The sequence below is a fragment of the Cytobacillus sp. FSL W7-1323 genome (genome assembly GCF_038595015.1).
GTDB lineage: Bacteria > Bacillota > Bacilli > Bacillales > Cytobacillaceae > Cytobacillus > Cytobacillus kochii.
Map to the genome: position 1 here is coordinate 2,805,325 of NZ_CP151998.1, position 19,830 is coordinate 2,825,154.

A 19,830-nucleotide genomic window follows, 5' to 3' on the forward strand; every position below is an offset into this window, starting at 1 on the left:
TATTTCACTCCTTTATAACTTCTTGAAAAATTTAGTTAGTGCAGATTTTATGAAAGATGGTTCTTTATACTCTAATTCAAAAATGACATCTTCCAACCAATGAACATCATATAAACGCTCATCAATATAATTCTCAATATCATTATGTCCTGCTGGATTATAAACGGTGATATCCACACCGAACTGATTCATCAAAAGTAGCAATACGGCATCATGGCGACTCATTAAGCCATTTAATTCATTATTAAATAAGATAAGCTTAGGTACATCTTGTGAATAATCAAAACGTTGAATGAGTTGTAGCATCTTACCTTGGAGTTGCATACTTTGAGCAAAAATATAAACCTTTAAATCTTCTTCAGATTCATTTGCTTGTTTTTTTAATAATGATTTTTCACAAATTTTTCTTATCGCATAGGCTATCCCTTGCTGTAAGCCATTAGGTAAATGCTTGTAAGTCCAAAAATGAGCATTCATCACTTTATCTGGATCAACTAATCCGTCTTGATCAAGTGCATTACGATAATGGTAGCGATAATCGCTGCTCACCCCTTTTGAAAAAGGAAAAGAGCGGATTAAATAACTATGATCGTTTTCTTCAAGTGTGTGAAGCCTTTCCCAGTATTCTTTGCGGTCTCTACTGACACCTTGAATTTTTGCAAATACGTGCGGAATTTTCACAACCTTGTCTGCCACATCAAAATTAGGGCGAATCATCGCCTTTTCTTTAACAAGTAGAAAAAGTTCATCATAAGTTGTTTTCAACGTCAGCGACGCGGGCAAATATTCTCGTAATTGCCATGGCTTAAAAATACCTGATCCATCTTGATTAAGTATCGATTCTATTTCTTTTGATGCACGATAGGCAACGGTCGATTTTCTTCGTCGCTTTTCAGTTGGAAAAGGTTCAGCCTCATTCTTATTTTGAAAATGATGTACCGGAGTATTTGCCCAATCTAATTGAAACGAGGCAAACGCATCTTCTCCACTAGGTGATATGTAAATCACATCACAACCGAGCGAAAGTAAATAGTAAATAAAGTAAGCATGCGTTTTTTTATAAGGTCCATACCAAATAAATTTCGGGAGCTTTACTGTTAAATCAGCGTTGGTTAAGCTTTCTCCCAAATGGTTATGAGACCATTTAATAAGATCTGTTAAGATTCTACGCAAATCATTATGCTTAAGCCCACCTTCCTCTTTATCAGAGAAAAGTTGTAATGTTTCCATTAATGCTTCGCGGATTTTACGCTGAATAGCTGGTAGTTCTGAACGAAGTAGTAATCCTTCCCCATCTAAAAAAGCGACAAATCGATTAATTGAAAGCTGCTGATCTCTATGGATATTAATAACCTTTTGGATGGACTTAAAATGTTCATTATTCATCGATTTGTCTAAATAGTCTTCACCAATTACTGAAATATCGATCGTTGGATCATTAGCTAGGTCAAACAGTTCATTATAATAGGCATCCTCGTCTAATGGTACACCTAATAACCGGAGAAAGATTTGATTATAAGTAAGTGTACGATTGGCCACCTCATACATCGGCCTTTCATTTAGTGGCGTTTTTAATGCTTCTTTATACCCTTCATATGTAACTGCCATTCGGATATTTTTCACATGACTATGAGTGACATTCATTGACTGATCCCTTCCCTTTAATACATTCGTCTTACAGGTTCATTTTGTATATATATTGTTGTTTTAGAAACAATGATTATAAACACGTATCCATTTCATCTTAACATAAATAGTTACGATTTGAAGCTATTGAATAAGGGCTTCTGCCATTTTCACCATTTACTGTGGTTATGCATATAGTTGCATTACTAAGGATACCTGTATTTGCTTCAAACGAAAGGATAAATGTAATCAAAGGATGGATTAAAAATGAGAATGTTAGCGAAGCGTTCCAAGTTACCTAATATCGATTCAGAATTAAAAATACTGGAACGAACTTTAAACTCCTCAATATTTATAATGCTTGATTTACTCTTTTTGGCTGCCTTTCTTTCATTATTCACTTATACAGTTCACCAGTCCATTTTCTACACGAGCATGATCTTTATTTTCTTTATCACAGCTGGATTGGTTGTATTTTCTGTTGTAAATCGGATCTTTCTCTCCGGTCGAAAGGATTGGTAACTGTCTGAAGTATTTTAGTAAGGAATTCTTCTGTTGCCAGCATCCCTTTTTCCTTTGTTAACCAATGGGAAGACTTTTTTAAATGTTGAGCCAGTTCTCCATGAGCAGGAACAAATGATTCATCACAAATTTTTAAAAAGTCATAATCTAATAATGAATCGCCTGCTCCGAAAAAATACTGGGCCCCTTCATTTTCTGCGATATACTGTAGTGCCCTACCTTTGCTTATCGCATTTGGTATAAAATATAATTTTCTACCTTGCAAAGAAATACGCCATCCAAGCCCTTCTGCCATTAGGCGTATTTCAGCCAATTGGCAATCTGGCAATGTTTCCATTAGCACATAGTAGAAAAACCACCCATCTGCTTCACGCAATCTCCCCTCTATCTTAAATGGGAATAAATGATTCAAGAGTTTCTCTTTCGTTCCACTCTTATCATAGACTTCTCGCTTGATACTTTCTTCCCAATTTAGCAAAGGCTGACCGTTATATAGAATTTGTGCGCCATTGGCAACAACTGCATAACGATGGCTAAAAGGAAATTCAATCCGCTCAAATTGTTGCCGTGTTCGTGTAGTAATTGGCACGAACAGAAGGGTATTGCGAATTTGTTGTAATAATTTTATGGCACGATCACTCATCACAGATAAAGCTTTATTATTTTTATATTCAACAACGGTTGCAGATTTACTTGGAATTGCTTCCAATTGCGATATCGCTGTCTCTGAATAGATTAATGTCCGATCTAAATCTGAGGCAAAAATTCCTCCTCTCATTGGATCACCTTCTTAATTAGCCCACAACATGTATAGCTCATTTGTGGATAATGAACCAATTCAATCTTTCTCTCCTCAGCAAGTGCAAACAAATGTTTTAGATAAGGACTATTTTTATCTTTAATCAGTATTTTCCAAGGTACCCTTCTTAAAGCGACTCTCGTCGTCTCACCTACACCTGGTTTAACGAAATGAGAAGATTCGATACCGAACTCCTTTTGGATTCTTAGTATTTCATTCATACCTGAAAAGGTCGCTCCGTAATTTTCATCCACTATTTTACTTGCTTCCTGCTTTGCAATAGATACAACTTTTTGAAATTGCTGAGTTATTTTGTCTAAATAGATGTTTGATAAATCTTCATCAATCATATGATGGTAATATTTCGCCCCATGAAAATCCTTTTCACCAATCCATTGATTATTTAAAACCGTCCTGCTGACTAGTCCAGAAACAGTCGAATTTAAGCAAGCACTCGGAATTAAAAAGTCTTCCCTCGTTCCAAATACGGTTGTACAATGGCCAGGGTCAGCTAAAACAGCCAATGTATCATCAATTTTTACTCCATATTTCTGAAAGAATAAGTGGCAAGCATTTGTTAATTCTATCGAAATGGCACCTTTTCCTGTCCAACCGTCTACGAATTGAATCATTCCCTTTGAATGTTTTTCTAAAATATAGTGAAGAGCATTTTCATCGATTCCTCTATCGCGAATAATAGAAATACTATAATGCGGCAAATCTACATGGTATTTAAAAAACAAATATCTTTTAATTAAAATGCCTATTGGTGTACCTGCTCTCGCTAGTGAAACCAAAACTGTCTGTTTGCCTTTAGCTGCATAAATCTGTTCTGCTACAACAGATATACTTAAAGCCACTTTCTCTTTAAATTCGTCTAAAGAACGAAAGAAAAGATCGATATACGCTTTTGGTGGCTGGTATTCTATTGGTAAGGTTTCACTATAATGAGCACCTGATTGAATGGCATGTTCTCTGTTTTCTGTTGTATCTTCTAAATGGATATGACTTAAATCCTTTAAAAGAAAGGTGACCTCTCTTCGGTCATATGACCCAAACATAGGCTGTCTGGCGACAATAGTCAAATCACCTCACTCCTTTCAAAAAGACAACTTGAATACTTGGTATTTTTAACTGTTGTAAAAACTTGCTTAAAACCTGTTCATCTACTAATCTTTCAAAAAAGATAAATACTTCATCATATGTTTCCGGTGGAATATTATAGATATAGTTCACCACTTCTTCCACTTCAGGGCTAGGAAAAGTCATACCAAAGCGTGCGCCATAGGATGGTTTTTTATGGACATGAATAGGGCTACGGGTTGTACTTTGATACTTTACACTACCCTCCATTAAGCTAGCTATTTTCATTGGCAAATACATAAACTCACCTGTGCCGATACATAAAATATGTTTACCCTTTCTTTTTTGATCAAGAAATGTTGCAACCTTCTCTGCTTTTGAGTTTAATAAAACGTTCACTTTACTATCCAACCCGAATCGACCACTTTCAGCAATATAAGGAACAGTGTTGAAGGGAGACTTTTGATTTGTCGTAGGATAATACTTAGAAGCAAACAGCATAGGTAATTCTTTTTCTATGTAAATTTCATTCATTTCTGTAGATGGACGGTAAAAGTCTACACTTTCTTCCTCCTTAATAACTGGGTTCCCATCTACTTCAACTTCGCCAGCAAGAAGGGATATATGACGTATAGTGATATCTAACGCTTCCTCTAATTCAATAAATGCATTCTTGTTGGTCTCATTTCTCCAATCAAGAATAGAAACAACAGTGTAATGCTTCCTTGGAAACTTATCATGTAATGAAGTGATAATATTTCGCGCTGTCTTTCCAGTCGTCATCTCATCATCTACTAATATAATTTCCCGACTATTTTGCAACAAATTGGCGTCGATATAACAACGATGAGAAGTAGCATGTGAATGCTCTTCCTCAAAATGAATGATCGATTCAACGTTTAAAAGATCTTCTCTCGTTGTATGAAAATAATCTGCATTCTTAAACGCTTGAAAAAATGCCTGACCGAGCGCTGTCGCAGTTTCTGCAAAACCAATAATGATGGGGGAATATTGATCGCCAATAAATGCTGTATCACTAAATTTAGACTGCTTATTTTTCAGTACATCCACAAAGGGTGATGATGACGAAAGCTTTTTCCCTTCCACATCCTTAAGGTAGCTTTCTGCTAATAACAGTCCCGTTGCTAACCCTTTTGCCGGCGAGATAGGCAGATGTTTACCTAACACTTTACTAACGAATAAAAAGGATCTTTTTTTATTCTTTCTTGCTGCCATCTGGAATAATTCATCGAATTTAAAATGGTAAGGATTATAGTTGATATTTAGCTTCACCTGCATGGGCTCGATGACGTCTATCATGTGATAACTGTTGGAAGAAATCAATTGTGTTGTATTGTTCATTTAGCACCCCGTAAACTCTTGATTTTAACTCGATTTTTTTTGCCCAATAATAATGGGGCTTCATTTCGTTCATTTTGTTCTGACTCGCACTTTTCATCACACCACGGGCCCCATTTGAATGATTTAATATATCCAATGCATCATTGTATTCTTCATAAGTCACAGTGTTTAAAGCTTGTACCGGCGTAATTTGCGTGGGATGTATAATCGTTTTACCGATGATACCATTACTAATATCGAGTAATATTTCTGCTATGAATCCTCTCATCTCTTTCGGTAGTTTGTTCATAAATGACGATGAATCCATGATTTGCTCCGTTTGATTACTTAGTACGTTAACTTTTTCTTTAGAAACAAAATGCTCCCAAACAGGTCCAGAAAGTAAGTAAGTATTAGGTGCCCTTTGGAAAAAGTTCATAATGTCTGCTAGACAATCTCTCAATACAGCAATATCATATAATGAAGTGGATGTGTTTCTTCTGATTCCTAAAAGTCCACAAAAATCTGTCGCCCCTATCCGGATATTCAAAATAAAATGGGCGTACTTATCGAATATTCCTTTTAGTTTTTTTAATTCTTCCATTCTTGTTTCTTTAAATAGAACTTCTTTCGTTTCAAGAATTGGCATCGCATATAATTCATGGCCACTATTTCGTATCTCACTTACGAGTTGCAGCATGTCTTCACCATCGATTGAAGAGAATTTTGGAATGACAATACCAGTTAGTAACTGCCATTCATCTTTAAATAAAGTTATTAGCCGAACTAACTGCTCTTTATTTCTTATACGAATAAAAAGTAATGGCAATTCTTCTAATGTAATAAAGCCTCTAGAAATATCTTGTTGAAGTTTATGTAATGAATGCTGTAATTCCCTTTCCGCTATTTCCACTTCTAGATCACCAATACTATCTTCTAAACAAATGACAACTGATGTTAGACCAGCGTGCTTTTTATTAATCAAATCTTGATGGATTGCAGGACGTGTTGCAGGCATATAAAGGGTGGCTGCTAATGCATATGCAAGCTCATTCTTCGGTGTATATTTATTAAATGTCGTCGGTTCTTTAAAAAAGTACTCATCTAGTGCAGCTTGAGATAAATCTGTAAATAACCTCATACGCCAACTCCTTTTTTTAATTTCAGAAAAATTTAATAGAGGGGACCCAGAAATAATTGCAATTATTATCAGATATTGGAAGATATTGATGGAGTGAAAAAAGAGGGATGAAGCAATTCATCCCCTTTTCTTATGAGCCTGCTGCTTCAGTACGTTTTCTCTTCGCATGTACAATAAAAGTAATTGCAAAAACAATCACAAGTACGCCAAAGAAATACATATGATCTATGTGAATACCTGCTGCACTTAACAACATCTTTAAAGAGATTAATAGAATAAGAATATAAGAGCTTGTTTCAAGTTCAGGTACACGGTCAATTAATTTTAAGAATACCCCTGCAACGCCCCTCATCATGATGATACCTAGCATACCACCAACAAGAAGTACCCATATTTCTTGACTCACACCTAATGCTGCTAAAATGCTATCAATTGAAAAAGCAATATCCATTAATTCAACGGCAATAACTGTTCCCCAAAATGTCCCAAACAGACGAATCAATAAGCCTCGTTGATTGATTCCTTCCAACGCTTCTTCGTCTTCTGCTTCTTCTGCTTTCTTTTTGTCGATAAAATATTTAATAGCTAACCAGCCTAAGTAAGCGGCTCCTAGTACTTTTATCCACCAAAATTTAATTAAAAATACACCTACACCTATCGCTAAAAAACGGAAGAAATAAGCGCCAAGCAACCCATAAAAAAGTGCTTTCTTTCGTTGTTTTGGTGGTAGGTGCTTAACCATTACTGCTAAGACAAGCGCATTATCGGCTGAAAGCAAGCCTTCTAAAATGACCAATGTGCCAATTAGCACCCATGCATCTGGTCGAGATAATGCCTCAACCCACATATCCCAATCAAAGAAACTAGAATAGGTATGTAGGATCCCATCGATAATTTCCATAGTGAATTTTTCCCCCTGATCAACTTTATATACTATCGTTCCTCACCTAGTATATACGAATATGTACTAGAAAAGTTTCAATTTTTGAAATTAACTCATCCATTTTGGCGGGGTATTTTTATCCCAGTAGATAGATCCTAGTTCATGGTGAGTTTGGAATTGATCATAGGCAGTATGATAATGGAAATTAAACCAATAACCTTGCTGTGGTGGATGATCTCTTCTGACATGAAAACGAATGACATCTTTCTGCTTGGCCTCATCTGCTATATGAAAAATTCGTTCTGAAACGCCCGCAGAGGCCGTTTCAGTGATACTCAAATGATGCAGATTCTCCTCTGTATACTGCTCTGCAACTTCTGAAATCGCCTTTTCTATATTAGGTAGGATGACGATTTGAAATTCTGATTCAATGACCGGTTTAATTTTTTCACCAAACTTTTCGAAAGAATGCTTTTCCGCGGAAGTAACCATTTCCTTTATAAAATCCTCCCTCGAAACTTGTGAAGTTTCTTCTCCACTTACATCTGGTAAGCTTTCAGCTAAAACTGCTTTTCTTGGTGACTTATCTTCTTCATGCTGAATAGGTAATAAACTCGTTGGTGTTACCAATCCAAATGTAAAGATTGTCACCATCACCACTAATGATTTTCTTAACCAACTCGGCAAGTGTATCTCCTCCTCAGATGACTTTCATTATTTATTTAAAAATGCCACTTTTCTCAATACGGGAAACAACTTCTAATAATGTTTCTTCTGATTGGACAATACCCATGCGTACATAACCTTCGCCCCATTCACCAAAGGCATTTCCAGGTGTTACAACGACTCCCGCTTTTTCAATTAATTCAAGTGCGAATGGCTTAGATTTCATTCCAACCGGTAATTTCCCCCATACGAACATCGACCCTTTAGGTAAAGCCACATCCCAACCTACTTCTCGTAATCCAAGAACAAAAGAATCTCTTCTTTTTTTATAGACCGCTCTCAATTCATCTAAAAAGGAGGAATCATCAGCTAACGCCTGTACAGCAGCCATTTGAATAGGATAAAAAACGCCATAGTCAAGGTTAGACTTTAGATTACTTAAAAGAGAAATAACTTTACGATTTCCTGCAGCATAAGCCACACGACACCCTGCCATATTAAAGCTTTTAGATAACGAGTTCATTTCAATCCCTACATCCATCGCACCATCAACTGATAAAAAACTAATTGGCACCTCTTCAAAATATAATTCAGAGTAAGCAAAATCGTGGAGAATGACAATCTCATTTTCTTTCGCATATTCGATTGCTTGTCCAAAAAATTCTTTTGTCGCCAGGGCAGGAACCGGATTTCCAGGATAATTTAGAATCATTATCTTTGCTTTTTTACTAACTTCTTTTGGGATATCAGCGAAAGAAGGTAAGTAATCATTTTCTTCTTTTAAAGGCATACGATACATTTGCCCTCCTGCAAGATTCACACCTGCTTCGTACGCTGTATAACCAGGATCTGGAACGAGTACTATATCACCAGGATTACAAAGCACCATTGGTAAATGGACCAAACCGTCTTGTGAGCCCATCAGTAACGTGGTTTCTTCCTTCGCATCGAGGGTTACGCCGTATTTTCTACTGTAATAATTCGCCACTGCCTCATGAAACTCCGGAATCCCTTTTAATGTGTAACCATAAAGCTTTGGATCACTTGCCATTTCGCCCATTATCTTTGTTATAATTGGAGGAGGTGGTAAATCGGGACTACCGACACTAAGATCGATCATTTTTATGCCTTCTTCTAGTTTCCGTTGCTTGATTTCAGCTAGTTCCGAAAAAATACTCTCTTGGAATTGCTCCATTCTCGCTGCCATTTGAATATTCATGTTCATTGCCTCACAAAATTTTTCTTTTATTCTACCATATTTTATCACTTTTTGGGCATTGGTTCATGATTAATTGCTGCTTTTTTGGGGGATATATACAAATAAGAAAATAAGAAGGGGGAAGGTACATAATGGATTCTAGTTGGATTGCGCTTGTTGGTGGTTTAGTACTACTTGCTTACTTTGTTTATATGTGTATCACTGATTAAAAAACGTTTGCCATTAGTTTCGATTGCTGTAGCCATTAGTAAGGCAACAGCAATCTTTTTATCTTTTTTCCCACACACCGTAGTGGAATTTCGCTGATTTACGTTTGATTTGCTGAAATGCAAAGGCTTGGAATCTTTCACTACGGAAATGATCCTTCAATACCACTCTCTCTTTAGACACGCGCTTCGCCTCAATAATCATATCCTCAGTCAAATCACCTTTGTATGTAATCGAATGTAATGCATTGATATTAGGCGATTCTTTTATCGTTGTTTCAAACATGGGGTCAATATAGACACATTCAAAGGAAGCATCAGGGACAGATTTCAAGTAATTGATGGCTAAATCATGAACTACTTCGATTCTTTCCATACTGCCTTTCATGATTACGTTGTCATTTGGCCATTCTTTCAAACCTTGACCAACGAAATACGCTATCACCTTACTTGCTTCTAACCCAATTACCTTCCCTGTCTCACCTACAGCATAACTTGCCACAATGCTATCTGAAGCTAGCCCAAGTGTGCAATCAAGAAAAGTAGAACCCGCTTTTAGTTGACAAATTTCTATAAAAGGATCATGTTCACCTTTTTGCAGACGCTTAATGCGGAACATTGCTGAACTAGGATGAAAGAAAAAAGGGCTTTCCTCACCTACTTTATATAGTTCCATTCGCTCTTTTCCAACGACAATTCCGTTCGTTTCGTATTGATTGACCATACTCTTTATTGTTCTTTTTCTTCTATGTATAAAGGGAAGGTTCAGCGTCATTGCTACCTGCTTTGCCTTATTGGTTTCGTCAGGATTTGTCCTCGCTGATGTTGTAACAAACATCAAAACACCTACTTATTTTATTGAAATTAAAAAGCAACAGTCAGGATAAGAGTGCTCCTAACTGCTGCATTCAATCACCTTTTATCGTGTGATCCTTTTTATAATTTATTATCAAACGCTGCTAATAAATTGTGCATAATTTCTTCCATAGAGTGATCTTCAATATCATGACGTGGAATAAAATGTACCACTTCTTTCCCTTTAAGAAGGGCCATAGATGGAGAAGACGGCTCAATACCTGTGAAATATTCACGCATTTTTGCTGTTGCATCTTTATCTTGACCAGCAAAAACGGTCACTAAATTGTCTGGTTTCTTCTCTGCATTTAATACAGCCTGAGTCACTGCAGGTCTTGCTAATCCTGCTGCACAGCCACAAACAGAATTCACGACAACTAATGTTGTACCTTCTGCTTGCTCCATATAATCGTTTACTTCTTCTTCAGTTGTTAACTCGCTAAAACCGGCCTGAACAAGCTCAGCTCTCATCGGCTTCACAACTTGTTTCATATACTCTTCATAAGCCATAGACATAAATATTCCCCTCCTTTACTAATGATTGCACAGTAAGCATACTATATTTCAAGCCTATATTGCAAAGTTATCGTTCTCGGATAAAAGGAATAGCCAATGTTAGATGATTGAATAATTGGAAATCCAAAATATTTATGACTGGACGGATGCTTCTAAGTCTATTGCAGGGTTTCGCCTTTTTTGAGGTGTTGATGCATGTGTTTTTTTCGGATAATACCAAAAGTGCGATGTTAGATCACGTCACAAAGGGAGACATCCCCACACACATTAAGCTAACAAACACAAGAGCCCACAATTGAATAGTCCTACTATAAATTTTTGCCTAAGGTTAGTCAATTAGCCATAAAAACTGCTACTAGCCGAAGTTACTATTGATTGCCCTTCCACTCTATTCTAAGCAAACTATAAGTGACAATATTGTTATAACATCCGTTGATGAACTTAGCTTCACGGTTTATACCTTCTTGTTTAAACCCTAGACGTTTAGGTATATTTCTACTTTTAATATTTGCTTCTGCACACTGAATCTCGACTTTATTAAGCCCTAAATCACAGAGAATATAGTCAAGCAGTGCTTTTACACAACATTGAAATTATTCCCTTACCTTCAATAGTATCCAATGCTCATATGTTTTGTCTTCCAATTGATAAAATGAAGTGAACTCATCCCAACTAATCTACCATCGTAAAATATACCTGTGTTAAAACCTTGATTTCTGCAAATTGCTTAACCAGATAGGAACTCAATCTCTTTTGCGAATCTGAGTGACTTGCAAAACCTGTTTGCTCTGCTCTCAATCTCATTTGCGAACCTGAGTGATTTGCAAAACCTGTTTGCATTGCTCTCAATCTTATTTGCGAACCTGAGTGACCTGCAAAAACTGTTTGCATTGCTCTCAATCTTATTTGCGAACCTGAGTGACTCGCAAATCCAATTTGCTCTGCTCTCAACCTCATTTGGGAGCCTGAGTGATCTGCAAAACCTATTTGCACTGCTCTCAATCTTATTTGCGAATCTGAGTGATTTGCAAAATTTGTTTGCACTGCTCTCATTACTTTTTTTCGACCTGAGTGACTTGCAAATCCAATTTGCTCTGCTCTCAACCTCATTTTCGAATCTGAGTGACCTGCAAAAACTGTTTGCATTGCTCTCAATCTCATTTTCGAATCTGAGTGACCTGCAAAAACTGTTTGCATTGCTCTCAATCTTATTTGCGAACCTGAGTGACTCGCAAATTCAATTTGCTCTGCTCTCAACTTCATTTTCGAATCTGAGTGACCTGCAAAAATGTTTGCATTGCTCTCAATCTCATTTTCGAATCTGAGTGACCTGCAAAAACTGTTTGCATTGCTCTCAATCTCATTTCCGAACCTGAGTGACTTGCAAATCCAATTTGCTCTGCTCTCAACCTTATTTTCGAATCTGAGTGACCTGCAAAAACTGTTTGCATTGCTCTCAATCTCATTTTCGAATCTGAGTGACCTGCAAAAACTGTTTGCATTGCTCTCAATCTTATTTGCGAATCTGAATGACTCGCAAATCCAATTTGCTCTGCTCTCATTACTTTTTTTCGACCTGAGCGACTTGCAAATCCAATTTGCTCTGCTCTCAACTTCATTTGGGAATCTGAGTGACTCGCAAATCCAATTTGCTCTGCTCTCAACTTCATTTGGGAATCTGAGTGACTCACAAAACCTATTTGCATTGCTCTCAATCTCATTTTCGAATTTGAGTGACCTGCAAATCCAATTTGCTCTGCTCTCAACTTCATTTCCAAACCCGAGTGACTCGCAAATCCAATTTGCACTGCTCTCAAACTCATTTCCAAACCCGAGTGACTCGCAAATCCAATTTCCATAGCTCTCATTCCCTTTTTCTAACCTGGCCGACGTGCAATTCCGGTTTGCCCACTCTTTTTCACTCAACTCATGGAGGCACGCACACATCTCGACATAACACTATTCCTGCCAATGTAAAAACCTTCTATATCTATGTTTCTATCTCTACTTTTTGATCGAGTTTCTTTTGGACTGAACCCTGCTTATCCTCAGTTCTAACACAAAAAAATTACCTACGGCTTCGTCGTATACTGGTTATGATTGAAAAAGGACACCTGCATGTTGCGCATGCAGGTGTCCTTCTAACTCATCCATTTTTCCGTGATTCTGTCATTTGCTTCCATACAGACCCTTTTGCTTCTTCGCCTTGCTCAATTCTTTCAATTGCTAGTTTAATTTGCAGACTTACTTCAAATTCATTATCATTTTCAGCTGCTTTTAAGGCAGGAAGCGCTTTTTCGTCGCCTACTTCGTATAAGAACATTGCTGCACGCCAGCGAACCAGCTTGCTTTTATCAGATAATGCTTCCATCATTTTTTCAGAAGCTTCAGGGAAGCCGAGATCTGATAAACAATCCCCCGCTGTTCTTCGCACTGTGACTGATTTATCTGTTAGCGCTTTATATAGATAAGGTAGTACTTGAACGTCTTCAATCATCCCTAAGTAAACAGTTGCTAATCTTCGCACAGACGCTTTTTCATCTTGAAGGGCAAAGTCAAGTACATCTAAATCATCTAGAGAAGGATCAGCCATTTGCTCAAGCTTTTGATAGCGTATACGCCAGTCTTCCACTTTTAAATCATCTGGGGTAAGTTTAAGACGGACTCTAGGTGCCAATGCTTCTTCTGATTCTGGACTTTGGGCTGCAGTGATGAGTGTTTTTACTCTTTCCTCTGGGTATGCAGCTAGAATCTCATCCACTACTTCTTTACCTACTTGTTCGAATTCACCATAACGCACTCCTAGTTCTTTCCACTTTCTCACCATGACTACATTATCATCAGGTGCTTGTGCATCACCTACAGCTTTAACATAAAGTTCCGGTAAGCCAAAGCGCTTTTCTTCTGTACCATCTGTTAATTTCACTTGCATCGGTATGCCTTTATACGTTTGCACAAAAGCTTGTACTTCACCAAAATGTTCATTTACTTCCGTTCCCCCAGCACTCTCAGCTTCTTCACCAAAGGCTGCTCTCACTTGAGGAAGTAAATCTTTCCAATCGAATTTCGCATTTCGTTCGACTGCAAGAAAATCGGCTACATGATAGACACCTTTAATTCCATCTATTTTTAAGATATCAACAATGACTTCCGGCGCTCCTTCAGCCTGACCTACTTTGTAATTATTGCTTGTCCCCATAGGCAGTTCTTTATCTAAGATCACCTTCATCGTATTCGGACTTGGTGTAGGTTCAATCGCTTTTATAATCAATGAAATCACCCTTTACTTTAATTGTTCTCTCATGATAATTATTCTAACATAAATCATCGTCTACTTTCATTTATCTACATTGATTAAGCATCTGCCAATTCAGACAGATAACTCCAACGTTCAATGAGATATTCTAAATCATGATTTAGCTTTTTTTGTTCATCCATGAGCTGTTGAGCTTTTTCGAAATCACTACCAATATTGTTCATATCCTCATCGATTTCTTTCAAACGACTTTCAATCGCTTCCATTTTGTCATCGATTTGCTCCCATTCTCTTGCTTCATTATAGGAAAGCTTTTTCTTTTTTGGTTTACTTTCTTCCTTTACTTCTACTATCTTTTTCTCTTCCGCTTTTTTACTTGATGCTTGTTTTGATTTCTCAAGGTATTCACTATAATTCCCATAATAACTTGTTATTTCCCCATTTCCTTGTAATACAAGTAATTGAGTGGCGACTTTATCGAGAAAATAACGATCATGTGAAACCGTTATAACCACACCAGCAAAGCTTTCTAGATAATCCTCTAGCACCGTTAACGTCTGTGTATCAAGATTATTTGTCGGCTCGTCTAAAAGCAAAACATTCGGTGAAGTCATTAAGATTTTCAATAAATATAATCTACGTTTTTCTCCACCTGAAAGTTTTCTAATTAATGTACCATGCATATAAGGTGGAAACAGAAAACGCTCAAGCATTTGAGCAGCAGATATCGTTTTTCCGTCAGTTGTTTCGATTACTTCGGCCGCTTCCTTTAAGTATTCAATCACTCTTTTGCTCTCATCCATTTCTTCACTTTCCTGTGTGTAATAAGCGATTTTAACCGTCTGACCGATGATTCTCTCACCTTGGTCTAACGGTAAATTGCCGGCTAAAATATTTAGAAAAGTGGTTTTTCCTGTCCCATTTTGACCAATAATGCCTAGTCGGTCACCTGGTTTCACTAGCAGGTCATAGTTTTTTAGGATGGCTAAATCACCATAGTATTTTGTCGCTGATTTCAACTCAAATACTTGCTTTCCTAACCGACTACCACTTAAAGACATGTCTAATTTTTCACTTGAAGTAACATTTGTCAATTTTTCATCTAATTGATCAAAACGATCTATGCGCGCTTTTTGTTTGGTTGTTCGCGCCTTGGCACCGCGTCTCATCCACTCTAACTCTCTACGATATAAATTCCGTTGTTTATCGATTACAGCTGCTTCATTCTCCTCTCGGACCGCTTTCGCCTCAAGGAATGCTCCATAGTTACCTTTATAACTGTATAATTGTGCCGCATCAAGTTCAAACATCCGGTTTGTCACACGATCAAGGAAATAGCGATCATGTGTCACAAGCAGAATTGCTCCCCGGTATCGGGTAAGATACTCTTCTAGCCATTGAACCGATTCATGATCAAGATGATTCGTTGGCTCGTCGAGAATTAATAAATCACTATCTTGTATCAACGTTTGTGCTAACGCTACCCGTTTTTTTTGTCCACCGGACAATTCACCAACTTTTTTTTCAAAGTCGACAATACCTAGTTTTGTTAGGATCGTTTTGGCATTTGTACTTGCTTCCCACCCATTATTAGCATCTAATTTTTTTTGTAATTGGAAAAGATGCTCCTGTACTTCGCTATGTTCTGGATGTTCATTCAAAGCGATTAATGCTTGCTCATACTCTCTTAAAAGCACGAGTAAAGGAGAATCGCCTGCAAATACTTGTTCAAGTATAGTCAATTGTTCGTCTAATTTAGGTTCTTGTTCAGCGTAGGAGACTGAATAATCCTTAGGCGCAATAATCTCTCCAGCATCAGGCAAATCAATACCAGCGACGATTTTTAACAGTGATGACTTTCCTGTTCCATTTACACCAATTAAGCCAACGCGGTCATTTTCTCCGATAGTAAAATTAATTTGCTTAAATAGCTCTTTTTCACCGTAAGTTTTTGTTATATTTTCTAATGATATATTTTTCATTTCGACCATCCATTCATTAATCTATCTAAACCAGCTATATTGCGGTTAGTCTATTAACTATTCTAATAGCTAATTGTAACATGAAAAATGGCGATCCGTGATATATTCATGCTTATCAACTTTACTCATACAATTTTTTATAAAAAAAGTCGAGACAATAGGAACTGGATTGTTCTACTGAGCACCGCTTTTTAGCGTTGCCATGTAAGAATACCATCTCACCTATTGTCTCAAACCTCTAATATTGATCTAATACTATTAATGTTTGTTGTGTGTAGTCAATTAAGTCAAGTAAGTCTTCTAATTGATCTTCTGTTATCAGTCTGTCAAAATTGACTACTATCTCTTGCGTCCATTCATTCTCTACTTTTATTAATCGTTGTTGAATGGTACGGCGATTCCCCCATTGTTTAACGACTTGCTCGTAAGCTGATTCTAACTTATTTTTTTCCTGTTTTTGCAGAATAAAAGAGATGGATAGATGAGCACCGATTTCATTTGTGAATGGGTGCGTAGGCTGCAATTCCGTCGTAATTTGTTGCAAATTGGCCTGTAAGGTAATTTTTGCTGATAAAGTGTTAGCAACGGTTGTATCCGTAAATGAGATGTCATAGCGTCGGCTAAATTTCGCTAGATTCATCCAATCATTTCGATCGATTATCTTCATTTCACCCGTTAAATCAAAATCATAAATATGCCCCTCTAAAACAACCTTCATATTATCAAAAGCTATTGGGTCAAACAATGTATCAATTCCCCTTTATATTGATTAAAATAATCCTTTCGCTTGTCCTTGTTGATCCACATCCATTTGCATCGCTGCGGGTACTTTAGGTAACCCAGGCATTGTCATAACAGCTCCTGTTAATGCCACAATAAAACCGGCACCTACAGAGGGCTTTAATTCTCTTATAGTTATTGTGAAGTCAGAAGGAAGACCTAATTTTGCTGCATCATCGGATAATGAGTATTGGGTTTTAGCCATACATATAGGGAGCTGAGACCAGCCAAAGCGTTCAAAATCGGCTAATTGTTTCTTTGCTTTCGATGTAAACTCAACTCTGCTTGCACCATACACATTTTTAGCAATTGTTTCAATTTTCTCTTCTAAGCTGTCATGTAAATTGTAAAGTGGTGTAAACGATTGATCTGTCTTTGCAATTTGCTCTAACACTTTCTCTGCTAACTGTAAGCCACCTGTTCCTCCTTCTGCCCATACTTCTGTTAGTGACCATTGTATATTTTGCTCTTCACACAACTCTTTAAAAGTCTCAATTTCATCTGCGGAATCACCATTAAAGCGATTAAGTGCAATAACGAACGGCAATCCGAAACTCTGAACTGTTTCAACATGCTTTTTCAAATTAGAAAATCCTTTTGCTAGTGCAGCCGTGTTCTCTGAGCTGAGATTTTCCTTAGCGACGCCCCCATGCATCTTAAGTGCACGAATCGTCGCCACAATGACAACTGCATCAGGACTTACACCCATATTTCTCGCTTTTATATGTAAAAATTTCTCTGCTCCTAAATCGGCGCCAAATCCAGCTTCTGTTACAACATAATCAGCTAACTTCAAAGCAGTGTTTGTCGCGATCACACTATTACAACCATGTGCAATATTCGCAAATGGTCCACCGTGTATAAGTGCAGGTGTATGTGCTAAAGTTTGTACTAAATTAGGCTTGATTGCCTCTTTTAATAAAAGGGTTAAAGCACCTTCAGCACCTAAATCAGCCACCGTAACCGGTTGTTTGTTAATATTATAAGCAATAATCATTTTGCCTAATCTTTTCTTCAAATCATGTAGGTCTTTCGCTAAACATAGTACAGCCATTACTTCAGAGGCCACTGTAATATCAAAACCATCTTCTCGCGGAATACCTTGAGCAGGACCTCCCAGACCAACAATGACATTTCTTAGCGCACGATCATTTAAATCCATCACTCTTTTCCAAATAATTCTTCTCTGGTCAATTTTAAGATCATTTCCTTGTTGGATATGATTATCGATTAAGGCAGATAAGGCATTATTTGCTGTAGTAATCGCATGAATATCACCTGTAAAATGAAGGTTAATATCTTCCATCGGTACGACTTGTGAATATCCCCCTCCTGTCGCTCCACCTTTAATGCCCATTGTTGGACCTAGAGATGGTTCTCTCATGGCAATCATCGACTTTTTCCCTAACAGATTTAATGCATCACCTAAACCTACAGTAACAGTTGATTTCCCTTCGCCTGCAGGTGTGGGATTAATGGCTGTAACAAGAATTAATTTCCCATTTTCCTTACTCTCCACTCTTTTAAGTGTTTCGGCTGTAAGTTTCGCTTTATATTTACCAAATTGCTCTAAATCATCGGCCGTAAGTCCGAGCTTTTCCCCAATCTGGTGAATTGGTTTCATCGTTGTTTCTTGAGCAATTTCAATATCTGACTTCACATATTTCCCCATCGCTTTTCCTCTCCTCTATACCAGTTGTCATTGCAAGCGTTACTATTGTATCACTTCCTAAATCTAAATAATGATATGTGACAAGAAATTTTCAAATTAATGATAATTTTAAGGTTTTCAGGTTGCTCAATAAGTTAAACGTCTTTATAATAAGTTTATTGAAATTTCACACAGTAGGGGATGATCACTTGCCAATCACCATTCCACAAGGACTTCCAGCACGGGAAATTCTCGAGGAAGAGCAAATATTCATTATGGATGAAGGTCGCGCTAAGGGGCAAGATATTCGCCCATTAAACATACTTATACTTAACCTCATGCCGCAAAAAGAAAAAACAGAAACACATTTATTAAGATTATTAGGTAATACACCGCTTCAAGTCAATATTACCTTGTTGAAAACCGTTACACATCATTCAAAAAATACAAGCCACATCCATCTTGAGCAGTTTTATTCAACATTTTCTGAAATCAAACAAAAAAAGTTTGATGGCATGATTATTACGGGTGCTCCGATTGAATTACTCTCCTTTGAAGAAGTCGATTATTGGGAAGAGTTAAAAGAAATAATGGACTGGACAAAAACCAATGTCACGAGTACACTCCATATTTGTTGGGGAGCACAAGCAGCACTTTACCATCATTTCAATATTGATAAGTTTGAGCTACCGGAAAAATGTTTCGGCGTGTTTGACCATGATGTAGAAAATTGGTCAGAAAACTTATTACGCGGTTTTGATGACTCTTTTGTCGCACCCCATTCAAGGCATACGGATATATCATTAGAAGAGTTAAAGAATCATAGTAAGGTCAAGGTTCTTGCTGCATCACCTCAAGCGGGTGCTTTTATTATGAGCGCCAATGAAGGTAAACAAATTATGATTACCGGTCACCTTGAATATGAAGCAACGACACTTGCTGAAGAATATGAGCGAGATCGGGCAAAAGGATTGCCCATAGCCATTCCGAATCACTATTATCCCAATGATGACCCAACCAAGACACCAAAAAACAAATGGCGTTCGCATGCCCATCTATTATTCTCCAACTGGTTAAATTACTATGTTTATCAACAAACACCCTATGAATGGGATTAAAAATAGCCGATCCGTAGAATATACGGATTGGCTATTTTTTTATTTTGCATACATTGTGAATAGGAATTGATTTTGAAGAACTAGACAGTTGACAATTAAGAGGATTCTACTCGGACAAAAATGGTCACAATAGCAATCTCGGCAATAATTTTGATTACTCCGTTTCGAGCAATAGTAGAACTATTA

At 37.3% G+C, this 19,830-nt stretch carries 17 protein-coding genes; 1 reads left to right on the plus strand and 16 read right to left on the minus strand.

Annotation, left to right across the window (positions count from 1 at the left end; translation table 11 throughout):
* Positions 1-12 precede the first annotated feature (12 nt).
* From MKX67_RS14165 to MKX67_RS14240, 16 genes are all read right to left on the minus strand, one after another.
* Positions 13-1,644 (minus strand): YceG family protein, encoded by a 1,632-nt coding sequence (locus tag MKX67_RS14165; RefSeq protein WP_095372859.1) that lies wholly within the window; start codon positions 1,642-1,644, stop codon positions 13-15.
* Between the two features lie 436 nt (positions 1,645-2,080).
* The gene (locus MKX67_RS14170; protein WP_342488379.1) at positions 2,081-2,926 is read right to left on the minus strand and encodes a hypothetical protein; all 846 of its coding nucleotides are present in this window, start codon (positions 2,924-2,926) and stop codon (positions 2,081-2,083) included.
* Complete coding sequence (locus MKX67_RS14175) at positions 2,923-4,008, minus strand: cysteine protease StiP family protein (RefSeq protein WP_342489279.1); 1,086 nt, start codon at positions 4,006-4,008, stop codon at positions 2,923-2,925. The genes MKX67_RS14170 and MKX67_RS14175 overlap by 4 nt, the downstream gene beginning before the upstream one ends.
* Before the next feature lie 25 nt (positions 4,009-4,033).
* A complete protein-coding gene (locus tag MKX67_RS14180; RefSeq protein ID WP_342488380.1) occupies positions 4,034-5,392 on the minus strand; it encodes a phosphoribosyltransferase family protein in 1,359 nt (452 codons plus the stop codon).
* Positions 5,301-6,512, minus strand: coding sequence for an HpcH/HpaI aldolase/citrate lyase family protein (locus MKX67_RS14185; protein WP_328197680.1), 1,212 nt, complete (start codon positions 6,510-6,512; stop codon positions 5,301-5,303). The genes MKX67_RS14180 and MKX67_RS14185 overlap by 92 nt, the downstream gene beginning before the upstream one ends.
* Before the next feature lie 130 nt (positions 6,513-6,642).
* Positions 6,643-7,413 carry a TerC family protein gene (locus MKX67_RS14190; protein WP_095372854.1) on the minus strand — a complete coding sequence of 257 codons (771 nt, stop codon included), beginning with the start codon at positions 7,411-7,413 and terminating at the stop codon, positions 6,643-6,645.
* A gap of 90 nt (positions 7,414-7,503) precedes the next feature.
* Positions 7,504-8,082 carry a YpjP family protein gene (locus MKX67_RS14195; RefSeq protein ID WP_307313193.1) on the minus strand — a complete coding sequence of 193 codons (579 nt, stop codon included), beginning with the start codon at positions 8,080-8,082 and terminating at the stop codon, positions 7,504-7,506.
* Positions 8,083-8,113: 31 nt separating this feature from the next.
* The gene (locus MKX67_RS14200; protein WP_095372852.1) at positions 8,114-9,280 is read right to left on the minus strand and encodes an LL-diaminopimelate aminotransferase; all 1,167 of its coding nucleotides are present in this window, start codon (positions 9,278-9,280) and stop codon (positions 8,114-8,116) included.
* A 267-nt stretch (positions 9,281-9,547) separates the two neighbouring features.
* Complete coding sequence (locus MKX67_RS14205) at positions 9,548-10,324, minus strand: class I SAM-dependent methyltransferase (RefSeq protein WP_322909533.1); 777 nt, start codon at positions 10,322-10,324, stop codon at positions 9,548-9,550.
* A gap of 98 nt (positions 10,325-10,422) precedes the next feature.
* Complete coding sequence (locus tag MKX67_RS14210) at positions 10,423-10,857, minus strand: BrxA/BrxB family bacilliredoxin (protein ID WP_095372850.1); 435 nt, start codon at positions 10,855-10,857, stop codon at positions 10,423-10,425.
* A 672-nt stretch (positions 10,858-11,529) separates the two neighbouring features.
* On the minus strand, positions 11,530-12,120 hold the full coding sequence (locus tag MKX67_RS14215; RefSeq protein ID WP_342488382.1) for a hypothetical protein: 591 nt from the start codon (positions 12,118-12,120) through the stop codon (positions 11,530-11,532).
* Positions 12,117-12,716 carry a hypothetical protein gene (locus MKX67_RS14220; protein ID WP_342488383.1) on the minus strand — a complete coding sequence of 200 codons (600 nt, stop codon included), beginning with the start codon at positions 12,714-12,716 and terminating at the stop codon, positions 12,117-12,119. Before MKX67_RS14220 ends, MKX67_RS14215 begins: the two co-directional genes overlap by 4 nt.
* Before the next feature lie 287 nt (positions 12,717-13,003).
* Positions 13,004-14,128 carry a conserved virulence factor C family protein gene (locus MKX67_RS14225; protein WP_095372847.1) on the minus strand — a complete coding sequence of 375 codons (1,125 nt, stop codon included), beginning with the start codon at positions 14,126-14,128 and terminating at the stop codon, positions 13,004-13,006.
* An 83-nt stretch (positions 14,129-14,211) separates the two neighbouring features.
* Complete coding sequence (locus MKX67_RS14230) at positions 14,212-16,095, minus strand: ABC-F family ATP-binding cassette domain-containing protein (protein WP_342488384.1); 1,884 nt, start codon at positions 16,093-16,095, stop codon at positions 14,212-14,214.
* A 238-nt stretch (positions 16,096-16,333) separates the two neighbouring features.
* Positions 16,334-16,840, minus strand: a complete 507-nt coding sequence (locus MKX67_RS14235; RefSeq protein WP_342488385.1) for a hypothetical protein — start codon at positions 16,838-16,840, stop codon at positions 16,334-16,336.
* 24 nt (positions 16,841-16,864) lie between these two features.
* The gene (locus tag MKX67_RS14240; RefSeq protein WP_322909536.1) at positions 16,865-18,547 is read right to left on the minus strand and encodes a formate--tetrahydrofolate ligase; all 1,683 of its coding nucleotides are present in this window, start codon (positions 18,545-18,547) and stop codon (positions 16,865-16,867) included.
* A gap of 188 nt (positions 18,548-18,735) precedes the next feature.
* Between MKX67_RS14240 and metA the strand changes: the two genes are divergently transcribed.
* Positions 18,736-19,644, plus strand: a complete 909-nt coding sequence (gene metA / locus MKX67_RS14245; protein ID WP_095372843.1) for a homoserine O-succinyltransferase — start codon at positions 18,736-18,738, stop codon at positions 19,642-19,644.
* The last annotated feature ends 186 nt before the right edge of the window (positions 19,645-19,830 follow it).

Coding starts and splice junctions, on each gene's coding strand:
- MKX67_RS14220 (WP_342488383.1), bottom strand. CDS start 12,716: ATGGAAATTGGATTTGCGAGTCACTCGGGTTTGGAAATGAGTTTGAGA.
- MKX67_RS14185 (WP_328197680.1), bottom strand. CDS start 6,512: ATGAGGTTATTTACAGATTTATCTCAAGCTGCACTAGATGAGTACTTT.
- MKX67_RS14240 (WP_322909536.1), bottom strand. CDS start 18,547: ATGGGGAAATATGTGAAGTCAGATATTGAAATTGCTCAAGAAACAACG.
- MKX67_RS14210 (WP_095372850.1), bottom strand. CDS start 10,857: ATGTCTATGGCTTATGAAGAGTATATGAAACAAGTTGTGAAGCCGATG.
- MKX67_RS14190 (WP_095372854.1), bottom strand. CDS start 7,413: ATGGAAATTATCGATGGGATCCTACATACCTATTCTAGTTTCTTTGAT.
- MKX67_RS14205 (WP_322909533.1), bottom strand. CDS start 10,324: ATGTTTGTTACAACATCAGCGAGGACAAATCCTGACGAAACCAATAAG.
- MKX67_RS14175 (WP_342489279.1), bottom strand. CDS start 4,008: ATGTTTGGGTCATATGACCGAAGAGAGGTCACCTTTCTTTTAAAGGAT.
- MKX67_RS14170 (WP_342488379.1), bottom strand. CDS start 2,926: ATGAGAGGAGGAATTTTTGCCTCAGATTTAGATCGGACATTAATCTAT.
- MKX67_RS14215 (WP_342488382.1), bottom strand. CDS start 12,120: ATGAAGTTGAGAGCAGAGCAAATTGAATTTGCGAGTCACTCAGGTTCG.
- MKX67_RS14165 (WP_095372859.1), bottom strand. CDS start 1,644: ATGAATGTCACTCATAGTCATGTGAAAAATATCCGAATGGCAGTTACA.
- MKX67_RS14180 (WP_342488380.1), bottom strand. CDS start 5,392: ATGAACAATACAACACAATTGATTTCTTCCAACAGTTATCACATGATA.
- MKX67_RS14230 (WP_342488384.1), bottom strand. CDS start 16,095: ATGAAAAATATATCATTAGAAAATATAACAAAAACTTACGGTGAAAAA.
- MKX67_RS14200 (WP_095372852.1), bottom strand. CDS start 9,280: ATGAATATTCAAATGGCAGCGAGAATGGAGCAATTCCAAGAGAGTATT.